This is a genomic window from Kitasatospora sp. NPDC001547, from assembly GCF_042894165.1.
Lineage (GTDB): Bacteria > Actinomycetota > Actinomycetes > Streptomycetales > Streptomycetaceae > Kitasatospora.
Map to the genome: position 1 here is coordinate 20,208 of NZ_JBIAVL010000004.1, position 26,606 is coordinate 46,813.

General features: G+C 73.1%; 27 protein-coding genes. 23 read left to right on the plus strand and 4 right to left on the minus strand.

Going from position 1 to position 26,606, the window contains the following annotated elements:
- The first annotated feature begins 350 nt into the window (after positions 1 to 350).
- The 8 genes from infC (at position 351) to ACFY0X_RS08480 (ending at position 8,972) form a co-directional block, all read left to right on the plus strand.
- On the plus strand, positions 351 to 1,085 hold the full coding sequence (gene infC, locus ACFY0X_RS08445; RefSeq protein ID WP_387751903.1) for a translation initiation factor IF-3: 735 nt from the start codon (positions 351 to 353) through the stop codon (positions 1,083 to 1,085).
- A 142-nt stretch (positions 1,086 to 1,227) separates the two neighbouring features.
- Positions 1,228 to 1,422: a 50S ribosomal protein L35 gene (gene rpmI, locus ACFY0X_RS08450; RefSeq protein ID WP_045701618.1), complete on the plus strand. Its 195-nt coding sequence runs from the start codon at positions 1,228 to 1,230 to the stop codon at positions 1,420 to 1,422.
- 109 nt (positions 1,423 to 1,531) lie between these two features.
- Positions 1,532 to 1,927, plus strand: coding sequence for a 50S ribosomal protein L20 (gene rplT / locus ACFY0X_RS08455; RefSeq protein ID WP_030055649.1), 396 nt, complete (start codon positions 1,532 to 1,534; stop codon positions 1,925 to 1,927).
- A 98-nt stretch (positions 1,928 to 2,025) separates the two neighbouring features.
- Entirely contained in the window at positions 2,026 to 2,892 is an 867-nt protein-coding gene (locus ACFY0X_RS08460; RefSeq protein WP_387750688.1) for a TrmH family RNA methyltransferase, read from the plus strand.
- A 116-nt stretch (positions 2,893 to 3,008) separates the two neighbouring features.
- A complete protein-coding gene (locus tag ACFY0X_RS08465) occupies positions 3,009 to 4,112 on the plus strand; it encodes an ATP-binding protein (protein WP_387750691.1) in 1,104 nt (367 codons plus the stop codon).
- Positions 4,113 to 4,292: 180 nt separating this feature from the next.
- Positions 4,293 to 5,414, plus strand: a complete 1,122-nt coding sequence (pheS, locus tag ACFY0X_RS08470; RefSeq protein WP_387750694.1) for a phenylalanine--tRNA ligase subunit alpha — start codon at positions 4,293 to 4,295, stop codon at positions 5,412 to 5,414.
- On the plus strand, positions 5,414 to 7,915 hold the full coding sequence (pheT, locus tag ACFY0X_RS08475; RefSeq protein ID WP_387750696.1) for a phenylalanine--tRNA ligase subunit beta: 2,502 nt from the start codon (positions 5,414 to 5,416) through the stop codon (positions 7,913 to 7,915). Before pheS ends, pheT begins: the two co-directional genes overlap by 1 nt.
- A gap of 214 nt (positions 7,916 to 8,129) precedes the next feature.
- Entirely contained in the window at positions 8,130 to 8,972 is an 843-nt protein-coding gene (locus ACFY0X_RS08480) for a chitosanase (protein WP_387750699.1), read from the plus strand.
- A gap of 75 nt (positions 8,973 to 9,047) precedes the next feature.
- Here ACFY0X_RS08480 and ACFY0X_RS08485 read toward each other — a convergent pair whose 3' ends face one another.
- On the minus strand, positions 9,048 to 9,917 hold the full coding sequence (locus ACFY0X_RS08485; RefSeq protein ID WP_387750702.1) for a 3-hydroxybutyryl-CoA dehydrogenase: 870 nt from the start codon (positions 9,915 to 9,917) through the stop codon (positions 9,048 to 9,050).
- A gap of 303 nt (positions 9,918 to 10,220) precedes the next feature.
- Between ACFY0X_RS08485 and ACFY0X_RS08490 the strand changes: the two genes are divergently transcribed.
- The gene (locus ACFY0X_RS08490; RefSeq protein WP_387750704.1) at positions 10,221 to 11,039 is read left to right on the plus strand and encodes an SDR family NAD(P)-dependent oxidoreductase; all 819 of its coding nucleotides are present in this window, start codon (positions 10,221 to 10,223) and stop codon (positions 11,037 to 11,039) included.
- An 8-nt stretch (positions 11,040 to 11,047) separates the two neighbouring features.
- On the opposite strand, the gene ACFY0X_RS08495 is transcribed toward ACFY0X_RS08490, so the two are convergent.
- Positions 11,048 to 11,971: a polysaccharide deacetylase family protein gene (locus tag ACFY0X_RS08495; RefSeq protein ID WP_387750707.1), complete on the minus strand. Its 924-nt coding sequence runs from the start codon at positions 11,969 to 11,971 to the stop codon at positions 11,048 to 11,050.
- A 208-nt stretch (positions 11,972 to 12,179) separates the two neighbouring features.
- On the opposite strand from ACFY0X_RS08495, the gene ACFY0X_RS08500 reads away from it, so the two are divergent.
- The 3 genes from ACFY0X_RS08500 (at position 12,180) to ACFY0X_RS08510 (ending at position 14,280) form a co-directional block, all read left to right on the plus strand.
- Positions 12,180 to 13,064 carry an SAM-dependent methyltransferase gene (locus ACFY0X_RS08500; protein ID WP_387750710.1) on the plus strand — a complete coding sequence of 295 codons (885 nt, stop codon included), beginning with the start codon at positions 12,180 to 12,182 and terminating at the stop codon, positions 13,062 to 13,064.
- Positions 13,065 to 13,180: 116 nt separating this feature from the next.
- The gene (locus tag ACFY0X_RS08505) at positions 13,181 to 13,729 is read left to right on the plus strand and encodes an HDIG domain-containing metalloprotein (protein ID WP_387750713.1); all 549 of its coding nucleotides are present in this window, start codon (positions 13,181 to 13,183) and stop codon (positions 13,727 to 13,729) included.
- Positions 13,730 to 13,773: 44 nt separating this feature from the next.
- Complete coding sequence (locus tag ACFY0X_RS08510; RefSeq protein ID WP_387750716.1) at positions 13,774 to 14,280, plus strand: FBP domain-containing protein; 507 nt, start codon at positions 13,774 to 13,776, stop codon at positions 14,278 to 14,280.
- A 14-nt stretch (positions 14,281 to 14,294) separates the two neighbouring features.
- On the opposite strand, the gene ACFY0X_RS08515 is transcribed toward ACFY0X_RS08510, so the two are convergent.
- Together ACFY0X_RS08515 and ACFY0X_RS08520 are read right to left on the minus strand one after the other, a co-directional pair.
- Positions 14,295 to 14,669, minus strand: coding sequence for an RNA-binding S4 domain-containing protein (locus ACFY0X_RS08515; RefSeq protein ID WP_387750719.1), 375 nt, complete (start codon positions 14,667 to 14,669; stop codon positions 14,295 to 14,297).
- Between the two features lie 20 nt (positions 14,670 to 14,689).
- Complete coding sequence (locus ACFY0X_RS08520) at positions 14,690 to 15,094, minus strand: VOC family protein (protein ID WP_387750722.1); 405 nt, start codon at positions 15,092 to 15,094, stop codon at positions 14,690 to 14,692.
- 126 nt (positions 15,095 to 15,220) lie between these two features.
- Here ACFY0X_RS08520 and ACFY0X_RS08525 point away from each other — a divergent pair, with 126 nt between their 5' ends.
- The 11 genes from ACFY0X_RS08525 to ACFY0X_RS08575 all read left to right on the plus strand — a co-directional run bounded on the left by ACFY0X_RS08525 (position 15,221) and on the right by ACFY0X_RS08575 (position 26,587).
- The gene (locus ACFY0X_RS08525) at positions 15,221 to 16,387 is read left to right on the plus strand and encodes a methyltransferase (protein WP_387751907.1); all 1,167 of its coding nucleotides are present in this window, start codon (positions 15,221 to 15,223) and stop codon (positions 16,385 to 16,387) included.
- Positions 16,388 to 16,481: 94 nt separating this feature from the next.
- Positions 16,482 to 17,510, plus strand: a complete 1,029-nt coding sequence (gene argC / locus ACFY0X_RS08530; protein WP_387750725.1) for an N-acetyl-gamma-glutamyl-phosphate reductase — start codon at positions 16,482 to 16,484, stop codon at positions 17,508 to 17,510.
- A complete protein-coding gene (argJ, locus tag ACFY0X_RS08535; RefSeq protein ID WP_387750728.1) occupies positions 17,507 to 18,679 on the plus strand; it encodes a bifunctional glutamate N-acetyltransferase/amino-acid acetyltransferase ArgJ in 1,173 nt (390 codons plus the stop codon). Before argC ends, argJ begins: the two co-directional genes overlap by 4 nt.
- A 226-nt stretch (positions 18,680 to 18,905) precedes the next feature.
- On the plus strand, positions 18,906 to 19,781 hold the full coding sequence (gene argB, locus ACFY0X_RS08540; protein ID WP_387751910.1) for an acetylglutamate kinase: 876 nt from the start codon (positions 18,906 to 18,908) through the stop codon (positions 19,779 to 19,781).
- On the plus strand, positions 19,778 to 21,028 hold the full coding sequence (locus ACFY0X_RS08545) for an acetylornithine transaminase (RefSeq protein ID WP_387750731.1): 1,251 nt from the start codon (positions 19,778 to 19,780) through the stop codon (positions 21,026 to 21,028). Before argB ends, ACFY0X_RS08545 begins: the two co-directional genes overlap by 4 nt.
- 23 nt (positions 21,029 to 21,051) lie before the next feature.
- Entirely contained in the window at positions 21,052 to 21,600 is a 549-nt protein-coding gene (locus ACFY0X_RS08550) for an arginine repressor (RefSeq protein WP_049652068.1), read from the plus strand.
- Between the two features lie 137 nt (positions 21,601 to 21,737).
- On the plus strand, positions 21,738 to 23,162 hold the full coding sequence (gene argH / locus ACFY0X_RS08555) for an argininosuccinate lyase (RefSeq protein WP_387750734.1): 1,425 nt from the start codon (positions 21,738 to 21,740) through the stop codon (positions 23,160 to 23,162).
- Positions 23,163 to 23,309: 147 nt separating this feature from the next.
- Positions 23,310 to 23,567 (plus strand): hypothetical protein, encoded by a 258-nt coding sequence (locus ACFY0X_RS08560; RefSeq protein ID WP_387750737.1) that lies wholly within the window; start codon positions 23,310 to 23,312, stop codon positions 23,565 to 23,567.
- A 203-nt stretch (positions 23,568 to 23,770) separates the two neighbouring features.
- Entirely contained in the window at positions 23,771 to 24,271 is a 501-nt protein-coding gene (locus ACFY0X_RS08565) for a GNAT family N-acetyltransferase (RefSeq protein WP_387750739.1), read from the plus strand.
- A 547-nt stretch (positions 24,272 to 24,818) separates the two neighbouring features.
- Complete coding sequence (locus tag ACFY0X_RS08570) at positions 24,819 to 25,859, plus strand: methionine ABC transporter ATP-binding protein (RefSeq protein ID WP_387750742.1); 1,041 nt, start codon at positions 24,819 to 24,821, stop codon at positions 25,857 to 25,859.
- Positions 25,856 to 26,587 (plus strand): methionine ABC transporter permease, encoded by a 732-nt coding sequence (locus ACFY0X_RS08575; protein WP_387750745.1) that lies wholly within the window; start codon positions 25,856 to 25,858, stop codon positions 26,585 to 26,587. The genes ACFY0X_RS08570 and ACFY0X_RS08575 overlap by 4 nt, the downstream gene beginning before the upstream one ends.
- Positions 26,588 to 26,606: the final 19 nt, after the last annotated feature.

A 26,606-nucleotide genomic window follows, 5' to 3' on the forward strand; every position in this document is an offset into this window, starting at 1 on the left:
TTCGAGACTGACCGGCCGGGTTCCCTCACGGGTCCCTGGCCAGCAAGAGGAGGCTCCACCGAGGAGGCCCGAGAGGGCAAACCACGAAAGTCTCCCACCCGATCGGCCTCGCGGTCGACGGGTCCCGGTCCGCGACGGGCGCCCCTGGCGCCGAGTCGCCCGCAACGCCCCTCACCGGGCGTCGCCCCCGGTTGTGTGGAGCCCCGCTTGTACCGAGCGGGGCTTTTTTCGTGCGGCGGTGTACCCACCGGGCAGCGCAGCACGAATGAAGCCCCGCCCAGTGGTCGAGTCCACTACGTGCGACCGCCGTCCGACGGCCGCATCGCAGAAGGTGCAACCGAGGAGGCCCCATCAGCACCGAGCCCCGCATCAACGACCGGATTCGCGTCCCCGAGGTGCGACTCGTCGGTCCCAGCGGCGAGCAGGTCGGCATCGTGCCGCTTGCCAAGGCGCTGGAGCTCGCGCAGGAGTACGACCTCGACCTGGTCGAGGTCGCGGCGACCGCCCGGCCGCCGGTGTGCAAGCTCATGGACTACGGCAAGTTCAAGTACGAGTCGGCCATGAAGGCCCGTGAGGCGCGCAAGAACCAGGCGCACACGGTCATCAAGGAGATGAAGCTCCGGCCGAAGATCGACCCGCACGACTATGACACCAAGAAGGGTCACGTCGTCCGGTTCCTCAAGCAGGGCGACAAGGTCAAGATCACGATCATGTTCCGCGGTCGTGAGCAGTCCCGCCCCGAGCTGGGCTTCCGTCTGCTCCAGCGGCTCGCCGACGACGTCCAGGACCTGGGTTTCGTCGAGTCCTCGCCGAAGCAGGACGGCCGTAACATGATCATGGTCCTTGGCCCGCACAAGAAGAAGACCGAGGCGATGGCCGAGGCCCGCGCCCTCGCGGACGCCCGCAAGGCCGAGCGTCAGGGCCGCACCGCCGGCTCCGACGCCGCCGCGGACGACGACGTGGCGGTCGACGAGGACGCCGTGAACGACGACGCCGTGACCGAGGCGCAGGACGCCCCGGCCGAGGCGCCGGCCGCCGAGGCCGACGCTCCGGTCGAGCAGCCGGCCGCCTCCCAGGGCGCCTGAGCCTTCACCGGCCAGGAGGTCCGGGAGACCGGCCCACAGGGTGACGGGGCGGCCCGCCCGGTCACCGCAGATCCATCCAGTTCACGCCCGCGTGGCAGCCGCCGCGCGGGCGTGGACGGGACCGACGAGGAGATACGGCGAAATGCCGAAGCAGAAGACGCACAGTGGCGCCAGCAAGCGCTTCAAGATCAGTGGCTCTGGCAAGGTGCTGCGCGAGCGCGCCGGCCGCCGCCACCTCCTGGAGCACAAGCCCTCGACGCTGACCCGCAAGCTGGCCGGGACGATCGAGCTGGCCCCCGCTGACGCCAAGAAGATCAAGAAGCTTCTCGGCAAGTGATCGCCCTCCCGCCCGGCGCGAGCCGCGAGCGGGGCAGCTGATCCTTCCCGACCCATTCGAATGACGGACCACGTGAAGTAGTCCGTGGTCCAACCCAAGGAGTAATCAAGTGGCACGCGTCAAGCGGGCAGTCAACGCCCACAAGAAGCGCCGGGTCATCCTGGAGCGCGCCAGCGGCTACCGTGGCCAGCGTTCGCGCCTGTACCGCAAGGCCAAGGAGCAGGTCACCCACTCGCTGGTCTACAACTTCAACGACCGCAAGAAGCGCAAGGGCGACTTCCGTCAGCTGTGGATCCAGCGCATCAACGCTGCGGCCCGTGCCAACGGCATCACCTACAACCGCTTCGTGCAGGGCCTGAAGGCCGCCAGCGTCGAGATCGACCGCAAGATGCTGGCCGACCTGGCCGTCAACGACCCGGGTGCGTTCGCCTCCCTGGTCGAGGTCGCCCAGAAGGCGCTGCCGGCCGACGTGAACGCCCCGAAGGCCGCCGCCGACGCCGCCTGATCTTCCGAGATCGGTTGAGCTCCGACCGGACCCGCAGGTTCGCCTGCGGGTCCGGTCCTGCTTCTGCCCCTCCTTCAGCGCCTCCAGAGAACGAGACCATGCCGAGCACCGACACCCCCCTGCTGACCTCCCTGCGCTCGCCGCGCGTCGTCGCCGCCCGCCGGCTGGCCAAGCGCAACCAGCGCACCAAGGAGCGCCGGTTCCTGGCCGAGGGCCCGCAGGCGGTCCGGGAGGCCGTCGCGTTCGGCAGGCTGCCGGGCACCGGCGAGCACGCGGTGGTCGAGGTATACGCGACGCCGGAGGCCGCCGAGCGGCACGCCGGCATCGTCGACGCCGCCCTGGCCGAGGGGCTGCCGGTGCTGACCGCCACCGACGAGGTGATCGCCGGGATCTGCGACACGGTGACCCCGCAGGGCATCGTGGCGCTCTGCCGCTTCATCGACACCCCGTTCGCCGAGGTGCTCAAGGCCCGCCCCAAGCTGGTCGCGGTCCTCGCCCACGTGCGCGACCCCGGGAACGCCGGCACCGTGCTGCGCACCGCCGACGCGGCCGGCGCGGACGCCGTGGTGCTCACCGACGCCTCGGTGGACCTCTACAACCCGAAGGCCGTCCGGGCCTCCGTGGGCAGCCTGTTCCACCTGCCGGTGGCGGTCGGCGTGCCGGTCGAGGAGGCCGTCGGGAAGCTGCGCGAGGCCGGCGTCCGGGTGCTCGCCGCGGACGGCGCGGGGGAGCGGGACCTGGACCGGGAGCTGGACGAGGGCACCCTGGGCGCGCCGGGTGCGTGGGTGTTCGGCAACGAGGCGTGGGGGCTTCCGGAGGAGACCCGCGCGCTCACCGACGAGGTCGTGCGCGTCCCGATCCACGGCCACGCGGAGAGCCTCAACCTGGCCACCGCCGCGGCCGTCTGCCTGTACGCCTCGGCCCGCGCCCAGCGTTCGCCCGGCGGCTGCCGCTCGAACGCCTGACCCGCCCGGGGGCGCGTCCGGATCACCCGTTGCAAGCCCTACTGCACGGGCCTGGGAGGCGCTAGGGTCTGCCTCGGTGGGGGGAACGGCACGGTGGGTAATCGGGGAGGCAACCCATGGTCGGCAGCGGGCCCGAGCTCGACCCGGACGACCTGCCGGACGGCCTGGTGGTCGCCGACGCGCTGGGCCGGGTGGTCTGCTTCAACCGGGCCGCGGCCCGGCTCACCGGCGTGCTCCCGCAGGCCGCGCTCGGCAGCGTGCTGGAGGACGCTCTCCCGCTGGAGGACCTGGACGGCCGCCGCTGGTGGCAGCTGACCGACCCGTACGGCGGCCTGGCCATCCGCACCCGCCAGCCGGAGCGCAACCTGCTGCTGCCCGGGGGGCGCGAGGTGCTGGTCTCCGCCCGGTACGTGCGCAGCGCGCCGGGCGGGCCGCTGGAGCGGCTGGTGATCGCCCTGCGCGGCACCGAGGCCCGGCGCCGCACCGAGCGCAGCCACGCCGAGCTGATCGCCACCGTGGCGCACGAGCTGCGCTCCCCGCTGACCAGCGTCAAGGGCTTCACGGCGACGCTGCTGGCCAAGTGGGAGCGGTTCACCGACGGGCAGAAGCGGCTGATGCTGGAGACGGTGGACGCCGACGCCGACCGGGTCACCCGGCTGATCGCCGAGCTGCTGGACATCTCCCGCATCGACGCCGGTCGGCTGGAGCTGCGCAAGCAGGTGGTCGACCTGGCCGCGGCGGTGCGCCGGCACGTCGAGCGCAAGGTCGCCACCGGCATCGCCGAGGACCGCTTCGACATCCGGATCGCCGAGCCGCTGACCGTCCTGTGGGCCGACCCGGACAAGGTCGACCAGGTGCTCGCCAACCTGCTGGAAAACGCGGTGCGGCACGGCGAGGGAACTGTCACCATCGAGGTGGCACCGGCCAAGGAGGTCGTCGAGGCGCCCCTGTGGGAGCGCGGCGGCACCCCGCCCCGCATCGTGGAAGGCACAGCGGTCACCGTGAGCGACGAAGGCAGCGGAATCCCCGAGGAGTCGATGCCGCGCGTCTTCACCCGCTTCTGGCGCGGTTCCAAGCGCGGCGGCACGGGCCTGGGCCTCTACATCGTCAAGGGCATCGTGGAGGCCCACGGCGGCTCGATCCGCGTCGACCGCGCGCCCGGCGGCGGCGCCCGGTTCCGATTCATCCTGCCCGCCGGGGTACCCGACTTCATGCTCTGAAGGAGCGTGGACGACGAGCACCATGTGCTCCGAGCCGTACCGGCCGCTCCCGAGCGGGCCGGACGTCGCTCCCCGGACGGGCTTCGCGGCAGCGGTGATACCCGCTGCGACTACACTCGACCTTTGGCGTTGGCCCAAAGACCTTGAGCACGGACGAGCAGGAGCACGGGAAAGATAGAGATGTCGGCACCCAACAAGTCGTACGACCCGGTCGAGGTCGAGGCCCTGAAGCCCGAGGTGGTGGAGCAGGCGCGGGACGAGGCGGTCGCCGCGTTCGCCGCCGCCGGTTCCCTGGACGAGCTGAAGCAGGCCAAGGTCGCCCACACCGGCGATCGCTCCGCGCTCTCTCTCGCCAACCGCGAGATCGGCGCCCTGCCCCCGCACGCCAAGGCGGCCGCCGGAAAGCTGATCGGCCAGGCCCGCGGGGCCGTCAACCAGGCCCTCGCCAAGCGGCAGGCCGAGCTGGAGGCGGAGCGGGACGCCCGCGTGCTGGTCGAGGAGGCGGTGGACGTCACGCTGCCGTACGACCGCGCCCCGCGCGGCGCCCGGCACCCGCTGACCACCATGGCCGAGCTCATCGAGGACACCTTCGTCGCGATGGGCTACCAGGTCGCGGAGGGCCCCGAGGTCGAGGCCGAGTGGCTCAACTTCGACGCCCTCAACCTGGGCCCGGACCACCCGGCCCGCTCGATGCAGGACACCTTCTTCGTCCAGGCCCCGGACGGCTCCGCCGACTCCGGCGTGGTGCTGCGCACCCAGACCTCCCCGGTCCAGGCGCGCACCATGCTCGACCGCGAGCCGCCGCTCTACGTGGTCTGCCCGGGCCGGGTCTACCGGACCGACGAGCTGGACGCCACCCACACCCCGGTCTTCCGCCAGGTCGAGGGCCTCGCGGTGGACGAGGGCATCACCTTCGCCGACCTCAAGGGCACCATCGAGGTGCTGGTCGAGAAGCTGATCGGCGGCGGCCTGGAGCTGCGCTGGCGCCCGTCGTACTTCCCGTTCACCGAGCCGAGCGCGGAGATCGACCTCCAGTGCTTCGTGTGCCGCGGTGCGAGCGTCGGCAACCCGGACCGGCCATGCCGGACGTGCTCCTCCGAGGGCTGGATCGAGCTCGGCGGCTGCGGCGTGGTCAACCCGCGGGTGCTGGTCGCCTGCGGTGTCGACCCCGACCGCTACAGCGGCTTCGCCTTCGGCCTGGGCCTGGAGCGGATCCTGATGAATCGTCACAACGTCGCCGACATGCGCGACATGGTCGAGGGTGACGTCCGCTTCACCCTCCCGTTCGGGATGGAGATCTGATGCGCGTCCCGCTTTCCTGGCTGCGCGAGTACGTCGACCTGCCGGCCGGCGAGACCGGCCGTGACGTCGCGGAGCGCCTGGTCCGGGCCGGCCTGGAGGTCGAGACCGTCGAGCAGCTCGGCGCGGACCTCAAGGGCCCGCTGGTGGTCGGCGAGGTGCTCTCCATCGAGGAGCTGTCCGGCTTCAAGAAGCCGATCCGGCACTGCTTCGTGAACGTCGGCGACGCCAACGGCACCGGCGAGCCGCAGGAGATCGTCTGCGGCGCGACCAACTTCGCCGTCGGCGACAAGGTCGTGGTCGTGCTCCCGGGCGCGGTGCTGCCCGGCCCGTTCCCGATCGCGGCCCGCAAGACCTACGGCCACACCTCGGCCGGCATGATCTGCTCCGCCCGCGAGCTGGGCATGGGCGACGACCACAACGGCATCATCGTGCTCCCGCCGGAGTACGAGCCCGGCACCGACGCGATCGAGCTGCTCCAGCTCGTCGACGAGGTGCTCGACATCGCCGTCACCCCGGACCGCGGCTACTGCCTGTCCATGCGCGGCGTGGCCCGTGAGGCCGCCGCCGCGTACGGGCTGCCGCTGGCCGACCCGGCGCTGCTCGACGTGCCGCCGGCGAACTCCTTCGGCTACCTGGTGAAGGTCAACGACCAGGCCGGCTGCGACCGCTTCGTGGCCCGTACGGTCGTCGGCGTCGACCCGAACGCCATGTCCCCGATCTGGCTCCAGCGCCGGCTCCAGAAGTCGGGCATCCGCCCGATCTCGCTGACCGTCGACATCACCAACTACGTGATGCTGGAGGTCGGCCAGCCGCTGCACGCCTACGACAAGCAGCGCGTGGACGGCCCGATCGTGGTCCGCCGGGCGGAGCAGGGCGAGACCCTCACCACCCTCGACGGGGTGGAGCGCAAGCTCGCCGTCGAGGACCTGCTGATCTGCGACAACAGCGGCCCGATCGGCCTGGCCGGCGTGATGGGCGGCGCCTCCACCGAGATCCTCGACCCGGCCGCGGGCCCGGGCACCACCGAGGTGATCATCGAGGCGGCGCACTTCGACCCGGTCGCGATCGCCCGCAGCGCCAAGCGGCACAAGCTGCCCTCCGAGGCGTCCAAGCGCTTCGAGCGCGGCGTCGACCCGGAGGCCGCCCGCGCCGCCGCGCAGCGCGCCGTCGACCTGCTGGTCCTGATCGCCGGCGGCACCGCCGAGGCCGGGGTCACCGACATCGCCGCCCCGCACCCGGTGCGCACCATCACCATCGCCGCCGACCTGCCCGACCGGGTGGCCGGCGCCGCGTACGGCCGCGAGACCGTCACCCGGCGCCTGCAGGAGATCGGCTGCTCGGTCTCCGGCGCCGACGTCCTGGAGGTCACCCCGCCGACCTGGCGCCCCGACCTCACCGACCCGTACGACCTCGCCGAGGAGGTCATCCGGCTGGAGGGCTACGACAACGTCCCCGCCCGGATGCCGAACGTGCCCCCGGGCAAGGGCCTGACCGAGGCCCAGCGGGTGAACCGCCGGATCGGCGTCGCGCTGGCCGGGGCCGGTTACGTCGAGGTCAACAACTACCCGTTCCTCGGCGAGGCCGCCTTCGAGGCGCTCGGCCTGGAGGCGGACGACCGGCGCCGCCGCACGGTGAAGCTGGTCAACCCGCTGAACGACGAGGAGCCGGCGCTGCGCACCACGCTGCTGCCGGGCCTGCTCGGCGCGCTGCGCCGCAACGTCGGCCGGGGCAACACCGACCTGGCGGTCTACGAGACCGGCACCGTCTTCCTGCCCAAGGACGAGCTGAGCGTGGCCCCGCGCCCGGCGGTCGACCACCGGCCCAGCGACGAGGAGCTGGCCGCGCTGGACGCCGCGCTGCCGGACCAGCCGCGCCGGATCGCCGTCGCCCTCGCGGGCGAGCGGCTGCCGTCGGGCTGGTGGGGCAAGGGCGCCCAGGCCTCCTGGGCGGACGCCGTCGAGGCGGCCCGTACGGTGGCCCGCGCGGCCGGCGTCGAGCTGACCGTCCGTCAGGGCCAGCTGGCGCCGTGGCACCCGGGCCGCTGCGCCGAGCTGGTGGTGGCCGGCACCGACCGGGTGGTCGGCCACGCCGGTGAGCTGCACCCGCGGGTGGTCAAGGCGCTCGGGCTGCCGGCCCGTACCGCCGCGATGGAGATCGACATCGACCTGCTCACCGCCGACGGCGCCGAGCGGGTCGGCGGCCCGACCGTCTCCGGTTTCCCGGTGGCGACCCAGGACGTCGCGCTGATCGTCGACACCGCCGTCCCGGCCGCCGACGTCGAGGCCGCGCTGCGCGCCGGCGCGGGCGAACTGCTGGAGGCCATCCGGCTGTTCGACGTGTTCACCGGTGAGCAGGTCGGCGAGGGCAGGAAGTCGCTGGCGTACGCGCTGCGCTTCCGCGCGGTCGACCGCACGCTGACCGCCGACGAGGCCACCGCCGCCCGTGAGGCAGCCGTCGCCGAGGCCGTCGCCCGCACCGGCGCGGTGCTGCGCGGCGCCTGACGCGGCAGCGCCCCAAGGGGCCCCGCCCCGGACCACGCGTCCGGGGCGGGGCCCTTTCCGTCGCCCGGGTGCGTGGTGCCCGGGCACGTGGTGCCCGGCCGCCCAAGATCTCTTGAAGACGTTCCGTCAAAACCCTTGCGGGAGCACGGCCGGAGGCGTATTCCTACTTCTCGTTAGGAAAGTTTCCTAACCCCACGAGGAATCGGAGCGTCCCATGCGCCCTCAGCCCCGTCGTGCCCTCCGCATCGCCCTCGCCGCCGCCCTGGTGGCCGCTCCCCTGACCGTCGCGGCCACCTCGGCGGCCCAGGCCGCCCCGTCGCCGGCCGCCGCCGTCCAGTTCAAGGGGGTCGGGCTGGACGACCCGCACAAGAAGGACATCGCGATGCAGCTGGTGTCCAGCGCGGAGAACTCGTCGCTGGACTGGAAGGCCCAGTACAAGTACATCGAGGACATCAAGGACGGCCGCGGCTACACCGCCGGCATCATCGGCTTCTGTTCCGGCACCGGTGACATGCTGGAGCTGGTCCAGCACTACACCGACCTCAAGCCCGGCAACGTCCTGGCCAAGTTCCTGCCGGCGCTGGAGAAGGTCAACGGCTCCGACTCGCACGCCGGCCTCGGCTCCGCGTTCGAGAAGGCCTGGGCCACCGCCGCCAAGGACTCCGTCTTCCAGCAGGCGCAGAACGACGAGCGCGACCGGGTGTACTTCAACCCCGCCGTCAACCAGGCCAAGAGCGACGGCCTGCGCGCGCTCGGCCAGTTCGCCTACTACGACGCCATCGTCATGCACGGCCCCGGCAACAGCTCGGACAGCTTCGGCGGCATCCGCGCCGCCGCCATGAAGAAGGCCAAGACGCCCGCCCAGGGCGGCGACGAGGCCACCTACCTCAAGGCCTTCCTGGACGCCCGCAAGGTGGTCATGAAGAAGGAGGAGGCGCACTCCGACACCAGCCGGGTCGACACCGAGCAGCTGGTCTTCCTCAACGCGAAGAACTTCGACCTCAACCCGCCGCTGAAGTGGAAGGTCTACGGCGACAGCTACGCCATCAACAGCTGACGCCGCACCGCACCGGAGGGGCCCGGCGGCCGTGAACCGGCCGCCGGGCCCCTGGTGTCCGGTGCGCCGCGCAGGTCAGGCGCTCGCGGTGTAGTCGTAGAAGCCGCGGCCGGACTTGCGGCCCAGCAGGCCCGCGTCGACCATCCGGGACAGCAGCGGGGGAGCGGCGTACAGCGGCTCCTTGTACTCGTCGTACATCGACTCGGCGATCGAGACGATGGTGTCCAGGCCGATCAGGTCGCACAGCCGCAGCGGGCCCATCGGGTGGGCGCAGCCGGCCTCCATGCCCTTGTCGATGTCGGAGGCGGTGGCCACGCCCGACTCGAACATCCGCACCGCGGACAGCAGGTACGGCACCAGCAGCGCGTTGACCACGAAGCCGGCCCGGTCGCGGGCGCGGATCGGCTCCTTGCCGAGCACCTGGGAGGCGAAGGCCTCGACCCGCTCGGTGGTGGTCGCCGAGGTGGTCAGGGTCGGGATGACCTCGACCAGCTTCTGCACCGGCGCCGGGTTGAAGAAGTGCAGGCCGATCACCTGCTCCGGGCGGGTGGTGGCGGCGGCCAGCTTCACGATCGGGATCGAGGAGGTGTTGGAGGCCAGGATCGCGTCGCGGCGCTCGACCACCCGGTCCAGGGTCTCGAAGATCCGGACCTTGACGTCCTCGCGCTCGGCGACGGCCTCGACCACCAGGTCGCGGTCGGCGAAGTCGGACAGGTCGACGGTGAAGGACAGCCGGGCCATCGCCTCGTCCCGCTGCTCGGGGGTCAGCTTGCCCCGCTTGACCGCCGTGTCCAGGGAGTTGGTCAGCCGGGTGCGGCCGAACTCCAGGGCCTCACCGCTGGCCTCCGACACCAGGACGTCCAGCCCGGCCCGGGCGAAGACCTCGGCGATACCCGACCCCATCAGGCCGCAGCCGATCACTCCGACGCGCGCGATGTCACTCACTCAGTTGCCCTTCGACGGTGCTGGGGGTCGCCCAGCTACGGGTGGCCCAGCGAGCTGCTGGACGACGGGCCGGTGTACCGGAATGGGTGCACCGGTCACCGCCCCGACGACGTTACTACTCCGTACCGGCCAGTAGGTCACCCCCTCCCCGGCAGGGTGCCACCACCGGGAATCCCCCGAACGAGTGACGCGGCGCCCCCGGACCCGTGTGCCCGGGGCCTGCTCCGCCCGGCGGCCGACAGAATGCCGCAGACGGGGAGGGGGCGGAAGCGGACCGGGCCGGGGGCCCGAAGGGAGCACAGGGTGTCGACGGGATCGCTCGCGGGACAGGTCGCCCTGGTCACCGGCGCCGGCCGGGGCATCGGCCGGGAGCTCGCCATCGGCCTGGCCGCCGAGGGGATGGCCGTCGGCCTGGTCGGCCGCACCCACGAGACGCTGACCGACACCCTCAAGGAGTGCGTCAGGCGGGGCTCCCGGGGCGTCGCCGTGACCGCCGACGTCACCCGCCCCGGGTCGGTGCGCGAGGCGGTCCGGGTGGTCGAGCGCGACCTCGGGCCGATCGACCTGCTGGTCAACAACGCCGGCCTGGTCGACCGCGCCGAGGTGCCGCTCTGGGAGACCGACGCCAACCAGTGGTGGCAGGTGGTCGAGACCAACCTGCGCGGCCCCTACAACCTGCTGCGCTGCGTGCTGCCCGGCATGGTCGCCCGCCGGCGCGGCCGGGTGGTCAACCTCAACTCCGGCTTCGCGCTGCGCCCGGACGGCCACTACACCGCGTACGCCACCTCCAAGGGCGCGCTGCTCCAGCTCTCCGACAACATGGCGGACTCGCTCGCCCGCAACGGCATCGTCGTCCTCGACATCAGCCCGGGCGCGGTGGCCACCGACATGACCGCCGGGATGCCGATGTTCAAGGACGCCAGGTCCTGGGACTCCATCCCGTACATGGTCGCGGTCACCGTGGACGCCGCCCGCGGCCGCTTCGACGCACTGCACGGGCGGTTCATCCACGCCGGCCGGGACAACCTGGAGGAGCTGGTCAACCGGGCCGACGCGATCCGCGCCGCGGACGCCCGCACGCTGCGGCTGCGCCCGTACAAGGACGACGACCCGATGCTCTGAACGCGTCCTCAGGCGCAGAGCTGGCTGGCGGTCACCGGCTTGAGCCCCGCCTTGGCCAGCCCGTCCAGGATCCCGGGCAGCGCGTCCACCGTGCACTGGTGCCCCATGTGCAGCGCCACCACCGAGCCGCCGCGCACCGAGTTCAGCACCCGGCGCTGCAGCTCGGCGGCCGACGGGTCGCCGTAGTCGCGCGGGTCGACGTCGAAGGACAGCACGTGCTCGTACCCGACCGCCCTGGCCTGCTCGCGCACCATCGGCGTGGCGTACTGCGCGGCGGAGGGGCGGAACCAGCGGCCGATCGAGCCGGTGAGCCGCTGCAGGCGCTCCGCGCACTGGGCGATCTCGGCGCGCGCCTGGTCCGGCGTCATCGCCGAGATGTTGAGGTGGTTCTGGGTGTGGTTGCCCAGCTCGTGGCCGCCGCCCAGGATCCGCCGGGCCATCTGCGGCTGCTGGTCGAGCCAGCTGCCGACCACCATCACGGTCAGCCGGGCGCCGCGCTGCTCGGCGGCCTCCAGCAGGGCGGTGGCCAGCTTCGGGTCGCCGCTGCCGTGGACGGTGAGCGCCACGTTGCGGCCGGTGCGCGGCCCGTACGCGACCTCGACCGGGGTGCCGGGCGCCAGCGGCGGCAGCGCGGGCGGGGCCGGCGGGGCGGAGGGCTGGGTGGCGGCGGCCGCGGCCGCGGCGGCGGTCGGCCCACCGGCGGGAGCGGGCTCCGCCGGGGCGGAGGGCGCGGGGGAGCCCGGGCCCTCGCCGCCGTTCCAGGCCGGGTCGGTGGTGTGCTGCGGGTCCACGGTGCCCGGGTGCGCGGAGAGCGCCCCCGGATCGGCCCGGCGGCGCGTTCCGGTGCCGCAGGCGGTGAGCAGGCCGCCGGTGGCGGCGAGGGCGGCGAGTCGGGCGGTGGTGCGCAGCACGGTGCGGCGGTCGGCAGTCATCGGCAGCCAGCATAGAGAGCGCGGTCCGGCCGGGCGATCCGGTACGACCGGCCGCACCGGCCCTTGACGTGGACACCGTCCGTCACCGGGTGTTGCGTGAACCTGAACTCCCGCTGTTTCCGCGCAGTGTCCTTGGATACGATCACCGCGCACCGCGTGACGGGCGGTGGCCAGACTCTTCCGGCATTGCGCATTGGGGGCGGACAGGATGTACGAGGACAGCGCGGCGACCGGCCGGAGCGCGGGCACCGAGTGGGACTGGGCCAGAGCCGACGACTGGCAGCCGCCGAGCGAGCTGGACACCGGTGTCCCGCACACCGCCCGGATGTACGACTACTACCTCGGCGGCAAGGACAACTTCGAGGCCGACCGCAAGGCCGCCCAGGCCGCGATATCCGCCTACCCTGCGCTGCCGCTGCTGGCCCGCACCAACCGGCAGTTCCTCGGCCGCGCCGTGGAGTTCGTGGCGGGCCGGGGCGTGCGCCAGTTCGTCGACATCGGCACCGGCATCCCGGCGGTCGGCTCCACCAGCGAGGTCGCCCAGCGCGTCGCCCCGGACGCCCGGGTGGTGTACGTGGACAACGACCCGATCGTCGCCACCCACGCCCGCGCCCTGCTGGCGAGCCACCCCGCCGGGCACACCTCGGTGATCGAGGCCGACCTGCGCGACCCGGCCGCGATCCTCGGCCACCCCGCGCTGGCCGGCGCCGTCGACCTCTCCCAGCCGGTCGCGCTGATGCTGGTCGCCGTCCTGCACTTCATCCGCGACGAGGACGGCGCGCAGCGGATCGTCCGCACCCTGCGCGACGCGCTCGCCCCCGGCAGCGCGCTGATCCTCTCCCACGGCAGCCCCGACTTCGCCTCCCGCGAGAGCGCCGCCGAGGGCACCCGGATCTACCGGAGCGCCAGCGCCCCGCTCGTGCTGCGCCCGCGCTCCGGCGTCGAACCCTTCTTCGGCGACTTCGAGTTCGCCGGCCCCGGGCTCGTCCAGCTCCCGCTCTGGCGCCCCACCGCCGGCCACGTGCCCACCTCCGAACTCCCCGAGGGCTGGCAGGACGTCTCGGCGTACGCCGGCGTCGCCTTCAAGAAGTAGCCCCCTCCCCGCTCCGCCGCGTCCGGCCCCGGCGCCTCCCTCCTGCGCCGGGACCGGACGGCAGAAGCCTACGGACCCTCACTGACATCCCCTCACCCCGGAGCCGGCCCGCCGCCGTGACCGAGTCCCTGCCGCCGCTGCCCCCGGACGTCGCCGACCTCCTGCGGGCCGTCGACGCCCCGCCCCGCCTGGTCGCCCACCTCGCGCTGGTGCACGAGGCGGCCGAGGAGATCGCCGACTTCTGCGCCCGCGAGGGCCTGGCCTTCGACCGCGAGGCGGTCCGCTACGGCGCCGCCATCCACGACATCGGCAAGGTCCTCCACCCCGAGGAGCTCTCCGGCCCCGGCTCCCTGCACGAGGCCGCCGGACACCGGCTGCTGCTCTCCCGCGGCGTCCCCGAGTACCTCGCCCGCTTCGCCCGCAGCCACGCGAGCTGGGGCGCACCCGGGGTGACCGTCGAGGAACTGCTGGTCAGCCTCGCCGACAAGGCCTGGAAGAACAAGCGCGTCCAGGACCTGGAGGACCGCGTGGTGGACCTCCTCGCCGCCGGCGGCAGGGAGCGCTGGGAGGCCTTCCTCGCGCTGGACGACCTGCTCACCCGGATCGGCGAGGACGCCCCGCGGCGGCTGGCCGTCCAGGCCGCCCATCCGGTGCGCACCGGGTGAAAACGGCGCGACAGGGCGGACGGGTCGGTGTTAGCTTCCGCGACATGGAACCCCTGAGTGAGAACGAGATCCGCGCGTCCTTCGTCAACTGCTCCAAGGGCGAGGCCCGCCGGCTCAACCTGCCCCGGGGCCTGGCCGAACTGCCCTGGGAGCACCTGGACTTCCTCGGCTGGCGGGATCAAGGCGCACCCGACCGCGCGTACCTGGTGGCGCCGTACGGCGGCGAGCTCGTCGGCGTGACGCTGCGCTCGCCGGTGATCCGGCGCAGCCTGACCAAGACCAACGTGTGCTCGCTGTGCATCACCGCGCACGCCGGGTCAGGGGTGGCGCTGCTCGCCGCCCGCCGGGCCGGGACGGCCGGGCGCGAGGGCAACACGGTCGGCACCTACATCTGCGCCGACCTGGCCTGCTCGCTGTACGTGCGCGGGCTGAAGAAGTCCACGCTGGTCACCCGGCCCGACGAGTCGCTGCCGCTGGAGCTGCAGATCGACCGTACGGTGGGCAACCTCGGCGGCTTCCTCGACAAGGTGCTCGCCACCGCCGCCGCGTAACGGACCGGTACCTCTCAGTGTCCGCGCAGCTGGTCCAGCTCGCGGCGCTCCCGCTTGGTCGGCCGCCCGGTGCCGCGGTCCCGCGTCCCGGCCGCCGCGACGAACTCGCGCGGCGGCCGCGGCGGGCTGTTGTCGAGCAGGCACTCCGCGGCGACCGCGGCGCCGACCCGCTTGCGGATCAGCTTCCGCACCACCACGACCCGTTCGTAGCCCTCCTCGCGGACCCGGACCTCGTCCCCGGGCTTCAGCGCCTGGGCGGGCTTGGCCCGTTCGCCGTTCACCCGGACGTGCCCGGCGCGGCACGCGGCGGCGGCCAGCGCCCGCGTCCTGACCAGCCGGACCGACCAGATCCAGCTGTCCACCCGCACGCTTCCCTCGTGTTCAGCCATCCTCGGAGCCTACCCAAGACCTATCCGGCGCGCGGCGCCTCCTGGACCGCCCAGCCGTTCCCGTCCGGGTCGTTGAAGAACACGAAGTTGTTCCACGCCTCGCCGTGCCCGTCCACCCGGCCCCCCGTCACGAAGTGCTGGACGGGGCTGACCGGCACGCCCCGCGCCGTCAGTTCGGCGTGCGCCTTGTCGATGTCCGGCACCACCAGCTGGAGGCCCTTCACCGATCCGGGCGGCGAGTCGATCACCCCCTTGGCCACCACGATGGAGCAGGGCGAGCCGGGGGGAGTCAGCTGGACCACCCGGATCCCGTCCCGCAGCAGGGTGTCGTGGTCGACGGTGAACCCGACCTGCTCCTCGTAGAAGAGCTTCGAGCGGTCCACGTCGGACACCGGGACCACCACGACTTCGAGTCTCCACTCCATCGCCCTCACCCCTCTCGGTCGGGCTCTTCCAGTATCCGTCCGTAATCGCCCCCGGGGGCTGTCGGATAGCCTGAGGGCACGATGAATTCCCAGACCACGCCCGCCGCGACCCCGTCGAACACCACCATGGCCACCCCGTGGGGCACCTTGGAGCTCACCCGCTTCCCGGTTGACCCGCGCGAGCGGCTCCGGGCCTGGGACGCCGCCGACGAGTACCTGCTGCGCCACCTCGCGGGCGAGGCCGACAGCGCGGCCGGCGCCGCGACGGAACTGGCCGGCCGCACGGTCGTCGTCCTCGGTGACCGCTGGGGCGCGCTGACCACCGCGCTCGCCGGGCACCGGCCGCTGCAGATCACCGACTCCCACCTCGGCCGGCGGGCCACCCTGGCCAACCTGGCCCGGGCCGGCGCCGCCGTCGACGAGTCGCGGCTGCTGACCACCCGGGACGCGGTGCCGGAGCGGATCGACGTGCTGCTGGTGCGCGTCCCCAAGAGCCTGGCCCTGCTGGAGGACCAGCTGCACCGGCTCGCCCCGGCCGTCCACGAGGGCACCGTGGTGATCGGCACCGGCATGGTCACCGAGATCCACACCTCCACGCTCCAGCTGTTCGAGCGGATCCTCGGCCCGACCCGCACCTCGCTGGCGGTCCGCAAGGCCCGACTGATCTTCTGCACCCCGGACCGGACCCTGGACCCCGGCCCCAGTCCGTGGCCGCACCGCTACGCGCTGCCTCCGGACATCGGCCCCGCCTCCGGCCGTACCGTCGTCAACCACGCCGGCACCTTCTGCGCCGAACGGCTCGACATCGGCACCCGCTTCCTCCTCGCCCACCTGCCCGTCCCGGCCCCCGGCGCCCGGGTGGTGGACCTCGGCTGCGGCAACGGCGTGGTCGGCACGGCCGCGGCGCTGGCCGGCCCCGGCGCGGAGCTGGTGTTCGTGGACGAGTCGCACCAGGCGGTGGCCTCCGCCGAGGAGACCTTCCGCCTCAACCTGGGCCCGGACGCCCCGGCCGAGTTCCTGGCCGCCGACGCCCTGGCCCCGGACGTGGTCGCGGCCGGCTCGGTGGACCTGGTGCTCAACAACCCGCCGTTCCACTCCCACCAGGCCACCACCGACGCCACCGCCTGGCGGATGTTCACCGGCGCCAGGCGGGCGCTGCGGCCCGGCGGCGAACTCTGGGTGGTCGGCAACCGCCACCTCGGTTACCACGTCAAGCTGCGCCGCCTCTTCGGCAACTGCCAACTCGTCGCCGGCAACCCCAAGTTCGTGGTGCTGCGGGCCGTCAAGCGCTGACCCGGGCGGCTCCGCCCCGCCGGGATGCGGCATGAACTCCTTGCATGAATTTTCCGTCGCGCGTATATTCATGCCAAGTCGAAGGAGGAACGCCATGGCATTGCGAGTCGCCGTCGCCGGCGCGAGCGGTTACGCGGGCGGTGAGGTGCTGCGCCTGCTGCTCGGCCACCCGGAGGTGGAGATCGGGGCGCTGACCGGCGGCTCGAACGCGGGCACCAGACTGGGCGCGCTCCAACCGCACCTCCTCCCGCTGGCCGACCGCGTCCTCGAGGCCACCACCCCCGAGGTGCTGGCCGACCACGACGTGGTGTTCCTGGCGCTGCCGCACGGCCAGTCCGCCGCGGTCGCCGAGGAGCTCGGCCCGAACGTCCTGGTGATCGACTGCGGCGCCGACTTCCGGCTCAGGGCCGCCGCCGACTGGGAGCAGTTCTACGGCTCCGCGCACGCCGGTACCTGGCCCTACGGCCTGCCCGAACTCCCCGGCCACCGCGCCGCGTTGAAGGGCAGCAACCGGATCGCCGTCCCCGGCTGCTACCCGACGGCCGTCTCCCTGGCGCTGTTCCCCGCGTACGCCGCGCGGCTCGCCGAGCCGGAGGCCGTGGTGGTCGCCGCCTCCGGCACCTCCGGCGCCGGCAAGGCCGCCAAGCCGCACCTGCTGGGCAGCGAGGTGATGGGCAGCGTCAGCCCCTACGGCGTCGGCGGCGTCCACCGGCACACCCCGGAGATGGCGCAGAACCTCACCCCGGTCGCCGGCGAGCCGGTCACCGTCTCCTTCACCCCCACCCTCGTCCCGATGCCGCGCGGCATCCTCGCCACCTGCTCGGCCAAGGCCAGGCCGGAGGTGACGGCCCGGAGCCTGCGCGCCGCGTACACCGAGGCCTTCGCGGACGAGCCCTTCGTCCACCTGCTGCCCGAGGGGCAGTGGCCGCAGACCAGCAGCGTCTACGGCGCCAACACCGCCCTGGTCCAGGTCGCCCTGGACGCCGCCGCCGGGCGGATCATCGCGATCAGCGCGATCGACAACCTGGTCAAGGGCACCGCCGGCGGCGCGGTGCAGAGCATGAACATCGCCCTGGGCCTGCCCGAGGAGCTGGGCCTTCCCGTGAACGGAGTCGCACCGTGAGCAACAGCACGAACGTCGGGGTGACCGCGGCCAAGGGCTTCCGCGCCGCCGGTGTGACCGCCGGCATCAAGGCCTCCGGCACCCCCGACCTCGCCCTGGTGGTCAACGACGGCCCCTCGCTCGCCGCGGCCGGCGTCTTCACCGCCAACCGGGTCAAGGCCGCGCCGGTGCTCTGGTCCGAGCAGGTCCTCAAGGGCGGCCGGGTCTCCGCCGTCGTCCTCAACTCCGGTGGCGCCAACGCCTGCACCGGCCCGCTCGGCTTCCAGGACACCCACGCCACCGCGGAGAAGGCGGCCGCGGAGCTGGGCCTCAACGCGGGCGAGGTCGCCGTCGCCTCCACCGGCCTGATCGGCGTGCGGCTGCCGATGGACGTCCTGCTGCCCGGGGTCGCCCTGGCCGCGGGCGAGCTCGACGAGGCCGGCGGCGAGGCCGCCGCGATCGCCATCAAGACCACCGACACGGTGCACAAGACCGCCCGGTTCACCAGCCCGGCCGGATGGACGGTCGGCGGCATGGCCAAGGGTGCGGGCATGCTCGCCCCGAGCCTCGCCACCATGCTGGTCGTGCTCACCACCGACGCCGCCGTCGACAGCGCCGGCCTGGACGCCGCGCTGCGCGGCGCCACCCGCACCACCTTCGACCGGATCGACTCCGACGGCTGCATGTCGACCAACGACACCGTGCTGCTGCTCGCCTCCGCCGCCTCCGGCATCACCCCGGAGCAGGCCGAGTTCGCCGAGGCCGTCCGGACGGTCAGCGCCGACCTGGCCCGCCAGCTGATCGGTGACGCCGAGGGCGCGAGCAAGGAGATCCGGATCGACGTCACCGGCGCCGCCACCGAGGACGAGGCGGTCGAGGTCGCCCGGACGATCAGCCGCAACAACCTGCTCAAGTGCGCCATCCACGGCGAGGACCCCAACTGGGGCCGGGTGCTGGCCGCGATCGGCACCACCTCCGCGGCGTTCGACCCGAACGAGCTGGACGTCGCGATCAACGGCGTCTGGGTCTGCCGGGCCGGCGGCGTGGGCGAGGACCGCGACCTGGTGGACATGAAGGGCCGCGAGGTCGTCGTCACCGCGAACCTCAACGCCGGTACGGCGGGCGCCACGCTGTGGACCAACGACCTGACGGCCGACTACGTTCACGAGAACAGCGCCTACTCGACCTGATCCGCGTCACTTCCTCCGCGGCACCCTGAGCGGTGACACCCGGTCCGCGGAACCGGACCCGCGGAACCGGACCCGCGGAACCGGACCCGCGACACCCGGCCCGCGCCACCTGATCCGCGACATCCTCCCCCAGCCTCCGGCCGGGGGACCCCCATCGACGAGGGAACCCGTGCAGATCGCACCCAAGGGCGAACAGGCCCGCAACAACACCGCGTTGCCCAAGGCCATGACGCTGATCGAGGCGCTGCCGTGGCTGGAGCGCTTCCACGGCAAGACCGTCGTGATCAAGTTCGGCGGCAACGCCATGGTGGACGACAGCCTCAAGGCCGCCTTCGCCCAGGACGTGGTCTTCCTGCGCTACGCCGGCCTGCACCCGGTCGTGGTGCACGGCGGCGGCCCGCAGATCAGCGCCCAACTCGACCGGCTCGGCCTGGAGTCGAGCTTCACCAACGGCCTGCGGGTCACCACCCCGGAGACCATGGACGTGGTCCGGATGGTGCTGGCCGGCCAGGTGCAGCGCGAGCTGGTCGGCCTGCTCAACGAGCACGGCCCGTTCGCGGTCGGCATGACCGGCGAGGACGCCCACACCATGACGGCGGTCAAGCGCTACGCGGTGGTGGACGGCGAGCAGGTCGACATCGGCCTGGTCGGCGACATCGTCAACATCGAGGCCGGCGCGGTGAAGGCGATGATCGCCGACGGCCGCATCCCGGTCATCTCCTCGATCGCCCGCGGCACCGACGGCCACGTCTACAACATCAACGCCGACACCGCCGCCTCCGCCCTCGCGGTCGCGCTCGGCGCCGAGATGCTCGTCGTCCTCACCGACGTCGAGGGCCTCTACAAGGACTGGCCGAACTCCGACGACGTGATCAGCCAGCTCACCGCGAGCGAGCTGGAGGAGCTGCTGCCCGACCTGGCCAGCGGCATGCTCCCCAAGATGGAGGGCTGCCTGCGCGCCGTCCGCTCCGGCGTGGGCACCGCCCGCGTGCTGGACGGCCGGGTGCAGCACAGCCTGCTGCTGGAGATCTTCACCGACGAGGGCATCGGCACGATGGTCGTGCCGGACGACGAACCGACCGTGACCGGGGGACTGGCATGACTGGCACGACTGGCGGGACCGGCACGACCGGCGGGACCGGTACGACCCACAACGAGCGGCTCGCCGAGCGCTGGCAGCACTCCTTCACCGACAACTACGGCACCCCCCGCATCCCGCTGGTGCGCGGCGAGGGCAGCAAGCTCTGGGACGCCGACGGCAAGGAGTACACCGACCTGCTCGGCGGCATCGCCGTCAACGCCCTGGGCACCGCCCACCCGGCCGTCGTCGAGGCGGTGAGCCGGCAGATCGCCACCCTCGGCCACGTCTCCAACCTCTTCATGGCCGAGCCCACCATCGCGCTCGCCGAGCGGCTGCTGGAGCTGGACGGCCGCCCCGGCGGCCGGGTGTTCTTCTGCAACTCCGGCGCCGAGGCCAACGAGGCCGCCTTCAAGATCGGCCGGCGGACCGGCCGCACCCACGTGGTCGCCCTCCAGGGCGGCTTCCACGGCCGCACCATGGGCGCCCTCGCGCTCACTGGGCAGCCCGCCAAGCAGGACCCGTTCCGCCCGCTGCCCGGCGACGTCACCCACGTCCCGTTCGGCGACGTCGAGGCGCTGCGCGCGGCCGTCACCGAGGAGACCGCCGCCGTCTTCCTGGAGCCGATCCAGGGCGAGAACGGCGCCGTCCCGCTGCCCGATGGCTACCTGAGGGCGGCCCGCGAGATCACCCGGGCCACCGGCACCCTGCTGGTCCTGGACGAGATCCAGACCGGCGTCGGCCGCACCGGCCACTGGTTCGCCCACCAGGCGTACGAGGGCGTGGAGCCGGACGTGGTCACCCTGGCCAAGGCGCTCGGCGGCGGCCTGCCGATGGGCGCGGTGCTCGCCTTCGGGCCGGCCGCCGAGCTGCTGACCCCGGGCCAGCACGGCACCACCTTCGGCGGCAACCCGGTGGCCGCCGCGGCCGGGCTCGCGGTGCTGGACACCATCGAGTCCGAGGGCCTGCTGGAGCACGCCCGCAAGCTCGGCGAGCGGCTGCGGCACGGCGTCGAGGCGCTCGGCGACCCGCTGGTCTCGCACGTGCGCGGCGCGGGACTGCTGCTCGGCATCGTGCTGACCGCGCCGGTCGCGGCCGAGGTCCAGGCCGCCGCGCAGCAGGCGGGCTTCCTGGTCAACGCGGCCGTCCCGGACGCCGTCCGGCTGGCCCCGCCGCTGGTGCTCACCGAACAGGAGGCGGACGCGTTCCTGGCCGCGCTGCCGGGCATCCTCCGGACGGTGCGCGAGGGCGCCCCGGCCGATGCGAGTTGACCGCCGTCCGGGAGAATAATCACATGACCGCATCCCACTCCGGCCCATCCGCCGCCGGCCCGACGCCGCAGGTCCCGCAGACCCGCACCGCGCGCCACCGGCGGATCGTGGACCTGCTCACCCGCCAGCCCGTGCGTTCGCAGAGCCAGCTCGCCAAGCTGCTCGCCGACGACGGACTCGTGGTCACCCAGGCCACCCTCTCCCGGGACCTGGACGAGCTGGGCGCGGTCAAGATCCGCAACCGGGACGGCGCGCTGATCTACGCCGTCCCGGCCGAGGGCGGCGACCGCACGCCGCGCGCCCCGATGGGGGAGTCGGCCAGCGAGGGCCGGATGGCCCGGCTGGCCGGCGAGCTCATGGTCTCCGCGACGGCCTCCGGCAACCTCGTGGTGCTGCGCACCCCGCCGGGCGCCGCCCAGTTCCTGGCCTCGGCGATCGACCAGGCCGAGGTGTTCGAGATCATCGGCACCATCGCCGGCGACGACACCGTCCTGCTGATCAGCCGCGACCCGGCCGGCGGCCAGGCGCTCGCCGACCACCTCATGCAACTCGCCCAGGCGAAGGCGCAGTAGCGCGCCGCCGCGGCGAGCACGGCACCGCCCGACCCCACGAACCCCGGCCGACGGAGACCGTCCGGCCGGGGTTTGTTTTTCATACGCCCTCGTGCATACTTATGCCAACCACCGTACATCCATGAAGGAGCCACGCGATGACCGCCGAGCAGTCCTCCGACGTCCGCCTCTGGGGCGCGCGCTTCGCCGACGGCCCGTCCGAGGCGCTGGCCCGGCTCTCGGCCTCGGTCCACTTCGACTGGCGCCTCGCGCCGTACGACATCGCGGGCTCCAGGGCCCACGCCCGGGTCCTGCACAAGGCGGGCCTGCTCTCCGACGAGGAGCTGGCCGGCATGCTGGCCGGCCTGGACCGGCTGCTCGCCGACGTCGAGGCGGGCACCTTCACCGGCACCGTCGCCGACGAGGACGTGCACACCGCCCTGGAGCGCGGCCTGCTGGAGCGCCTAGGCGCCGACCTCGGCGGCAAGCTGCGGGCCGGCCGCTCGCGCAACGACCAGATCGCCACCCTGTTCCGGATGTACCTGCGGGACCACGCCAGGATCATCGGCGGCCTGCTGCTCGACCTCCAGCAGGCCCTGGTCGGCCTCGCCGAGGCGCACCCGGACACCGCGATGCCGGGCCGCACCCACCTCCAGCACGCCCAGCCGGTGCTCTTCGCCCACCACGTCCTCGCGCACGTGCAGGCCCTCGGCCGGGACGCCGAGCGGCTGCGCCAGTGGGACGCCCGCACCGCCGTCTCGCCGTACGGCTCCGGGGCGCTGGCCGGCTCCTCGCTCGGCCTGGACCCCGAGGCCGTCGCCGCCGACCTCGGCTTCGAGGGCGGCTCGGCGGGCAACTCCATCGACGGCACCGCCTCGCGCGACTTCGTCGCCGAGTTCGCCTTCGTGACGGCGATGATCGGCGTCAACCTCTCCCGGATCGCGGAGGAGGTGATCATCTGGAACACCAGGGAGTTCGGCTTCATCACGCTGCACGACGCCTTCTCCACCGGCTCCTCGATCATGCCGCAGAAGAAGAACCCGGACATCGCCGAGCTCGCCCGGGGCAAGTCCGGCCGGCTGATCGGCAACCTGACCGGCCTGCTGGCCACCCTCAAGGCGCTGCCGCTGGCCTACAACCGGGACCTCCAGGAGGACAAGGAGCCGGTCTTCGACTCCTGCGACACGCTGGAGGTGCTGCTGCCCGCCCTCACCGGGATGATGGCCACCCTCACCGTGCACCGGCAGCGGCTGGAGGAGCTGGCCCCGGCCGGCTTCTCGCTCGCCACCGACATCGCCGAGTGGCTGGTCAAGCAGGGCGTGCCGTTCCGGGTCGCGCACGAGGTGGCCGGCGCCTGCGTCAAGGTCTGCGAGGCCGAGGGCATCGAGCTGTCCGACCTGACGGACGAGCAGTTCGCCGCGATCTCCGGGCACCTGACGCCCGAGGTGCGCTCGGTGCTCAGCGTCCACGGCGCCATCGCCGCCCGCGACGGGCGCGGCGGAACCGCCCCCTCGGCGGTCGCGGTCCAGCTCGCCGAGGTGAAGGCGGACCTGGCGCGGCAGCAGGAGTGGGCCCGGGGCTGACCCCGGCGGGAGGGTCGGCCCCGACGCGGTCGGGGCCGACCCCCGGCACGGCGGGGGAGGGGCGCGGCGGTCCGACCGGCGCGCCCCTCCCGCGTCCGCGCGTCGGCCCGGGCGTAACCGGCCCCGCCCCGGGCCGTCATGCACGGTGTGTGCACCGCCATCCCGCCCGTCCCCTCCGCCGAGGACGTCTACCTCGCCGAGCGCCGCCGCCGCGTGGTCCGCGAGACCGTCGCCGCCCTGCCCGGCCGCTGTCCGCAGCTGATCGCCGCGCTCGCCGAGGATCCGCCGCCCACCTACCGTGAGCTCGCCGAGCGGCTCGGCATGCCGCGCGGCTCGATCGGCCCCACCCGTTCCCGCTGCCTGGCCTGCCTGCGGACGCTGCTCCACGCGGAGCGCTACCCCTGAGCGCGGTCGTACGACCCCACGGCACCCGCGCAGCGAGGGAGGTGACCCTCCTCACGTCCGCGCCCGCGAAGGTTGAGGGCAGCTGACACCCGGGTAGAGCGCTGGCGAACGCAGCTCTTGACGGTGACGCGATCACTCGGATACTGAGCGTGAGCGCGCCACCCTCTGCGCGCCGGGCAAGACGACTGGGGAGGCCCCTCCACATGGGCATGAGCGTGATCATCTCGGCGGCGACGGCCGAGGACGCGGAGCAGATCCTCAAGCTCCAGTACCTCGGCTACCAGTCCGAGGCCGAGCTGTACGGCGACTGGGCGATCGAGCCCCTGACGCAGAGCCTGGAGAGCCTGCGCGCCGAACTGTCCGAGCAGCACTTCCTGGTCGCCCGGCTGGGCGACGAGGTGGTGGGCACGGTCCGCGGCCACGTCGGCGCCGACGGCGTCGCCCGGATAGGGCGCCTGGTCGTCCATCCGCGGATGCAGCGCCACGGCCTCGGCGGCCGGCTGATGGACGCGCTGGAGCGCGACATGGCCCAGCACGGTCCGGTGAGCGCCTACCGGCTGTCCACCGGCCACCGCAGCCTCGGCAACCTGCGGCTGTACGCCCGCCAGGGGTACCGTCAGACCCGGGTCGAGCAGGTCAACAGCCGGCTGAGCGTCGTCCACCTGGAGAAGCCCGCCACCACGCCGCTCGCCGCGACGGCCTGAGCCCGCCGCCCCGCGCCCGGCTCCCGGCGCCGCCACCATCCGGACCACCGGTGGCGGCGCCGAGCCGTATCCGCGCTGGTGGCAGGGGTGCATGTCCGCATCGCGGACAGCTCCGGCAAATAATTGGGCGGAAAACCACCCATCTGTTTTACTGGCTCACATGACTGCGACGACGAACTGGACCCCCACCGGCACCCTGCCGGCAGGTGAGCGTGCCATGTGTCGTCGAATGTGTCACTGCTGAGGGCCACCGCCCCCGGCACCCCTGAGGGTGCCTCCCCCTCGCGCCCCGAAGCGAGACTCCGCGCCGCTCCCTCCCGTGCGAGCGCGCCCCTCCTCCCGGACCCCTCCCTCCGCCGTGCCCGCCCACCCGCGGGCCGGGTGACTCGTTAGGGCCACGCCGTCGCGCGGCCCGGCCGTCCAGCGGCCACGATCAGGGGATGGTAGGTCCGGACCCTCCCGGCGCAGCGCCGTAACGCCGCCGCCGACCGCACGCCGGTCGCGCGGTCGACCCACGCCGCCCGCCCCCGACCCACGGAAAGTCGCTGTGATCACCACCACGGACCTGACGAAGGTCTACCGTTCCCGAGGCCGCGAGGTGACCGCCCTCGCCGACGTCGACCTGCACGTCCGCCCGGGCGAGGTCTACGGAGTCGTCGGCACCAGCGGCGCCGGCAAGTCCACCCTCATCCGCTGCGTGAACATGCTGGAGCGCCCGACCTCCGGCACGGTCACCGTGGACGGGGTCGAACTCACCGCGCTGGCCGGCGGCGAGAACCGGGCCGGCCGGGAGCTGCGCGAGGCCCGCCGCCGGATCGGCATGGTCTTCCAGCACTTCAACCTGCTCTCCTCGCGGACCGTGCAGCAGAACGTCGAGCTCCCGCTGGAGATCATCGGACTGGACCGCACCGAGCGCCGCCGCAAGGCCGCCGAACTGCTCGACCTGGTCGGCCTCGGCGACAAGGCCCGCAGCTACCCCCACCAGCTCTCCGGCGGCCAGAAGCAGCGCGTCGGCATCGCCCGGGCGCTGGCCGGCGACCCCAAGGTGCTGCTCTCCGACGAGGCCACCTCGGCGCTCGACCCGGAGACCACCCGCTCGATCCTCAAGCTGCTGCGCGACCTCAACCAGCAGCTGGGCCTCACCGTCCTGCTGATCACCCACGAGATGGACGTCATCAAGTCCGTCTGCGACTCCGCCGCCCTGATGCGCGGCGGCCGGGTGGTCGAGTCCGGCAAGCTCACCGACCTGCTGGCCGAGCCCGGCTCGGAGCTGGCCCGCGAGCTGTTCCCGCTCAGCGAGTTCGGCACCGGCCACGCCGGATCCACCGTCCTGGAGATCACCTTCCAGGGCGACAGCTCGGCCCAGCCGTTCGTCTCCCAGCTCGCCCGCACCTACCAGATCGACATCAACATCCTCGGTGCCGCGGTGGAGACCATCGCCGGCCGGATGGTCGGCCGGATGCGGGTCGAACTGCCCGGCAGCCACCAGGACAACGTGGTGCCGATCGGCTACCTGCGCGAGCAGGGCCTGCAGGTGGACCTCCTCGACGCGGACGGCGTCGGCACGGCGAACGGAGCGGTGGCATGACCTGGGACCAGATGCAGGAGCTGATGTGGCCCGCCACCCAGGAGACCTTCCAGATGGTCGGGGTGTCGACGGCCTGCACCGTCCTCCTCGGCCTGCCCCTCGGGATCCTGCTGGTGCTCACCTCCAAGGGCGGGGTGCTCCAGAACCAGCCGGTGAACAAGGTGCTCGGCGCGGTCGTGAACCTCACGCGCTCGATGCCGTTCATCATCCTGATGATCGCGCTGATCTCCTTCACCCGCTGGCTGACCGGCAACTCCCTGGGCTGGCAGGCGGCCACCGTGCCGCTGACCGTCGGCGCGATCCCGTTCTTCGCCCGACTGGTGGAGACCTCCGTCCGTGAGGTCGACCGCGGCCTGGTCGAGGCCGTCCACGCGATGGGCGGCGGCACCTGGACGCTGGTCCGCAAGGTGCTCGTGCCCGAGGCGCTCCCCGGCATCGTCGCCTCCGTCACCACCACGGTCATCGCGCTGATCGGCTACTCCGCGATGGCCGGCACGGTCGGCGGCGGCGGCCTCGGCGACCTCGCCTACCGCTACGGCTACCTGCGCTTCGAGACCTCCTTCATGTGGATCATCGTGGCGGAGATCGCGGTCATCGTCACCGTGATCCAGCTGGCCGGCGACTACGCCGTGCGCCGGCTCGCCAACCGGGGCCACGGCGGCGGACGCACCCGGCTGCTGCGTCCGCGCCCCGCCACCGCCGCCGACGAGGACCTCGTCGCCCACTAGACCTCCCCCGTCCGACCCC

Excerpts from the sequence above, each read along its gene's own strand:
- rpmI (WP_045701618.1), top strand. The coding sequence starts at position 1,228 with ATGCCGAAGCAGAAGACGCACAGTGGCGCCAGCAAGCGCTTCAAGATC.
- ACFY0X_RS08460 (WP_387750688.1), top strand. The coding sequence starts at position 2,026 with ATGCCGAGCACCGACACCCCCCTGCTGACCTCCCTGCGCTCGCCGCGC.
- ACFY0X_RS08465 (WP_387750691.1), top strand. The coding sequence starts at position 3,009 with ATGGTCGGCAGCGGGCCCGAGCTCGACCCGGACGACCTGCCGGACGGC.
- pheS (WP_387750694.1), top strand. The coding sequence starts at position 4,293 with ATGTCGGCACCCAACAAGTCGTACGACCCGGTCGAGGTCGAGGCCCTG.
- pheT (WP_387750696.1), top strand. The coding sequence starts at position 5,414 with ATGCGCGTCCCGCTTTCCTGGCTGCGCGAGTACGTCGACCTGCCGGCC.
- ACFY0X_RS08480 (WP_387750699.1), top strand. The coding sequence starts at position 8,130 with ATGCGCCCTCAGCCCCGTCGTGCCCTCCGCATCGCCCTCGCCGCCGCC.
- ACFY0X_RS08495 (WP_387750707.1), bottom strand. The coding sequence starts at position 11,971 with ATGACTGCCGACCGCCGCACCGTGCTGCGCACCACCGCCCGACTCGCC.
- ACFY0X_RS08500 (WP_387750710.1), top strand. The coding sequence starts at position 12,180 with ATGTACGAGGACAGCGCGGCGACCGGCCGGAGCGCGGGCACCGAGTGG.
- ACFY0X_RS08510 (WP_387750716.1), top strand. The coding sequence starts at position 13,774 with ATGGAACCCCTGAGTGAGAACGAGATCCGCGCGTCCTTCGTCAACTGC.
- ACFY0X_RS08515 (WP_387750719.1), bottom strand. The coding sequence starts at position 14,669 with ATGGCTGAACACGAGGGAAGCGTGCGGGTGGACAGCTGGATCTGGTCG.
- ACFY0X_RS08520 (WP_387750722.1), bottom strand. The coding sequence starts at position 15,094 with ATGGAGTGGAGACTCGAAGTCGTGGTGGTCCCGGTGTCCGACGTGGAC.
- ACFY0X_RS08525 (WP_387751907.1), top strand. The coding sequence starts at position 15,221 with ATGGCCACCCCGTGGGGCACCTTGGAGCTCACCCGCTTCCCGGTTGAC.
- argC (WP_387750725.1), top strand. The coding sequence starts at position 16,482 with ATGGCATTGCGAGTCGCCGTCGCCGGCGCGAGCGGTTACGCGGGCGGT.
- argB (WP_387751910.1), top strand. The coding sequence starts at position 18,906 with ATGACGCTGATCGAGGCGCTGCCGTGGCTGGAGCGCTTCCACGGCAAG.
- ACFY0X_RS08545 (WP_387750731.1), top strand. The coding sequence starts at position 19,778 with ATGACTGGCACGACTGGCGGGACCGGCACGACCGGCGGGACCGGTACG.
- ACFY0X_RS08550 (WP_049652068.1), top strand. The coding sequence starts at position 21,052 with ATGACCGCATCCCACTCCGGCCCATCCGCCGCCGGCCCGACGCCGCAG.
- argH (WP_387750734.1), top strand. The coding sequence starts at position 21,738 with ATGACCGCCGAGCAGTCCTCCGACGTCCGCCTCTGGGGCGCGCGCTTC.
- ACFY0X_RS08565 (WP_387750739.1), top strand. The coding sequence starts at position 23,771 with ATGGGCATGAGCGTGATCATCTCGGCGGCGACGGCCGAGGACGCGGAG.
- ACFY0X_RS08575 (WP_387750745.1), top strand. The coding sequence starts at position 25,856 with ATGACCTGGGACCAGATGCAGGAGCTGATGTGGCCCGCCACCCAGGAG.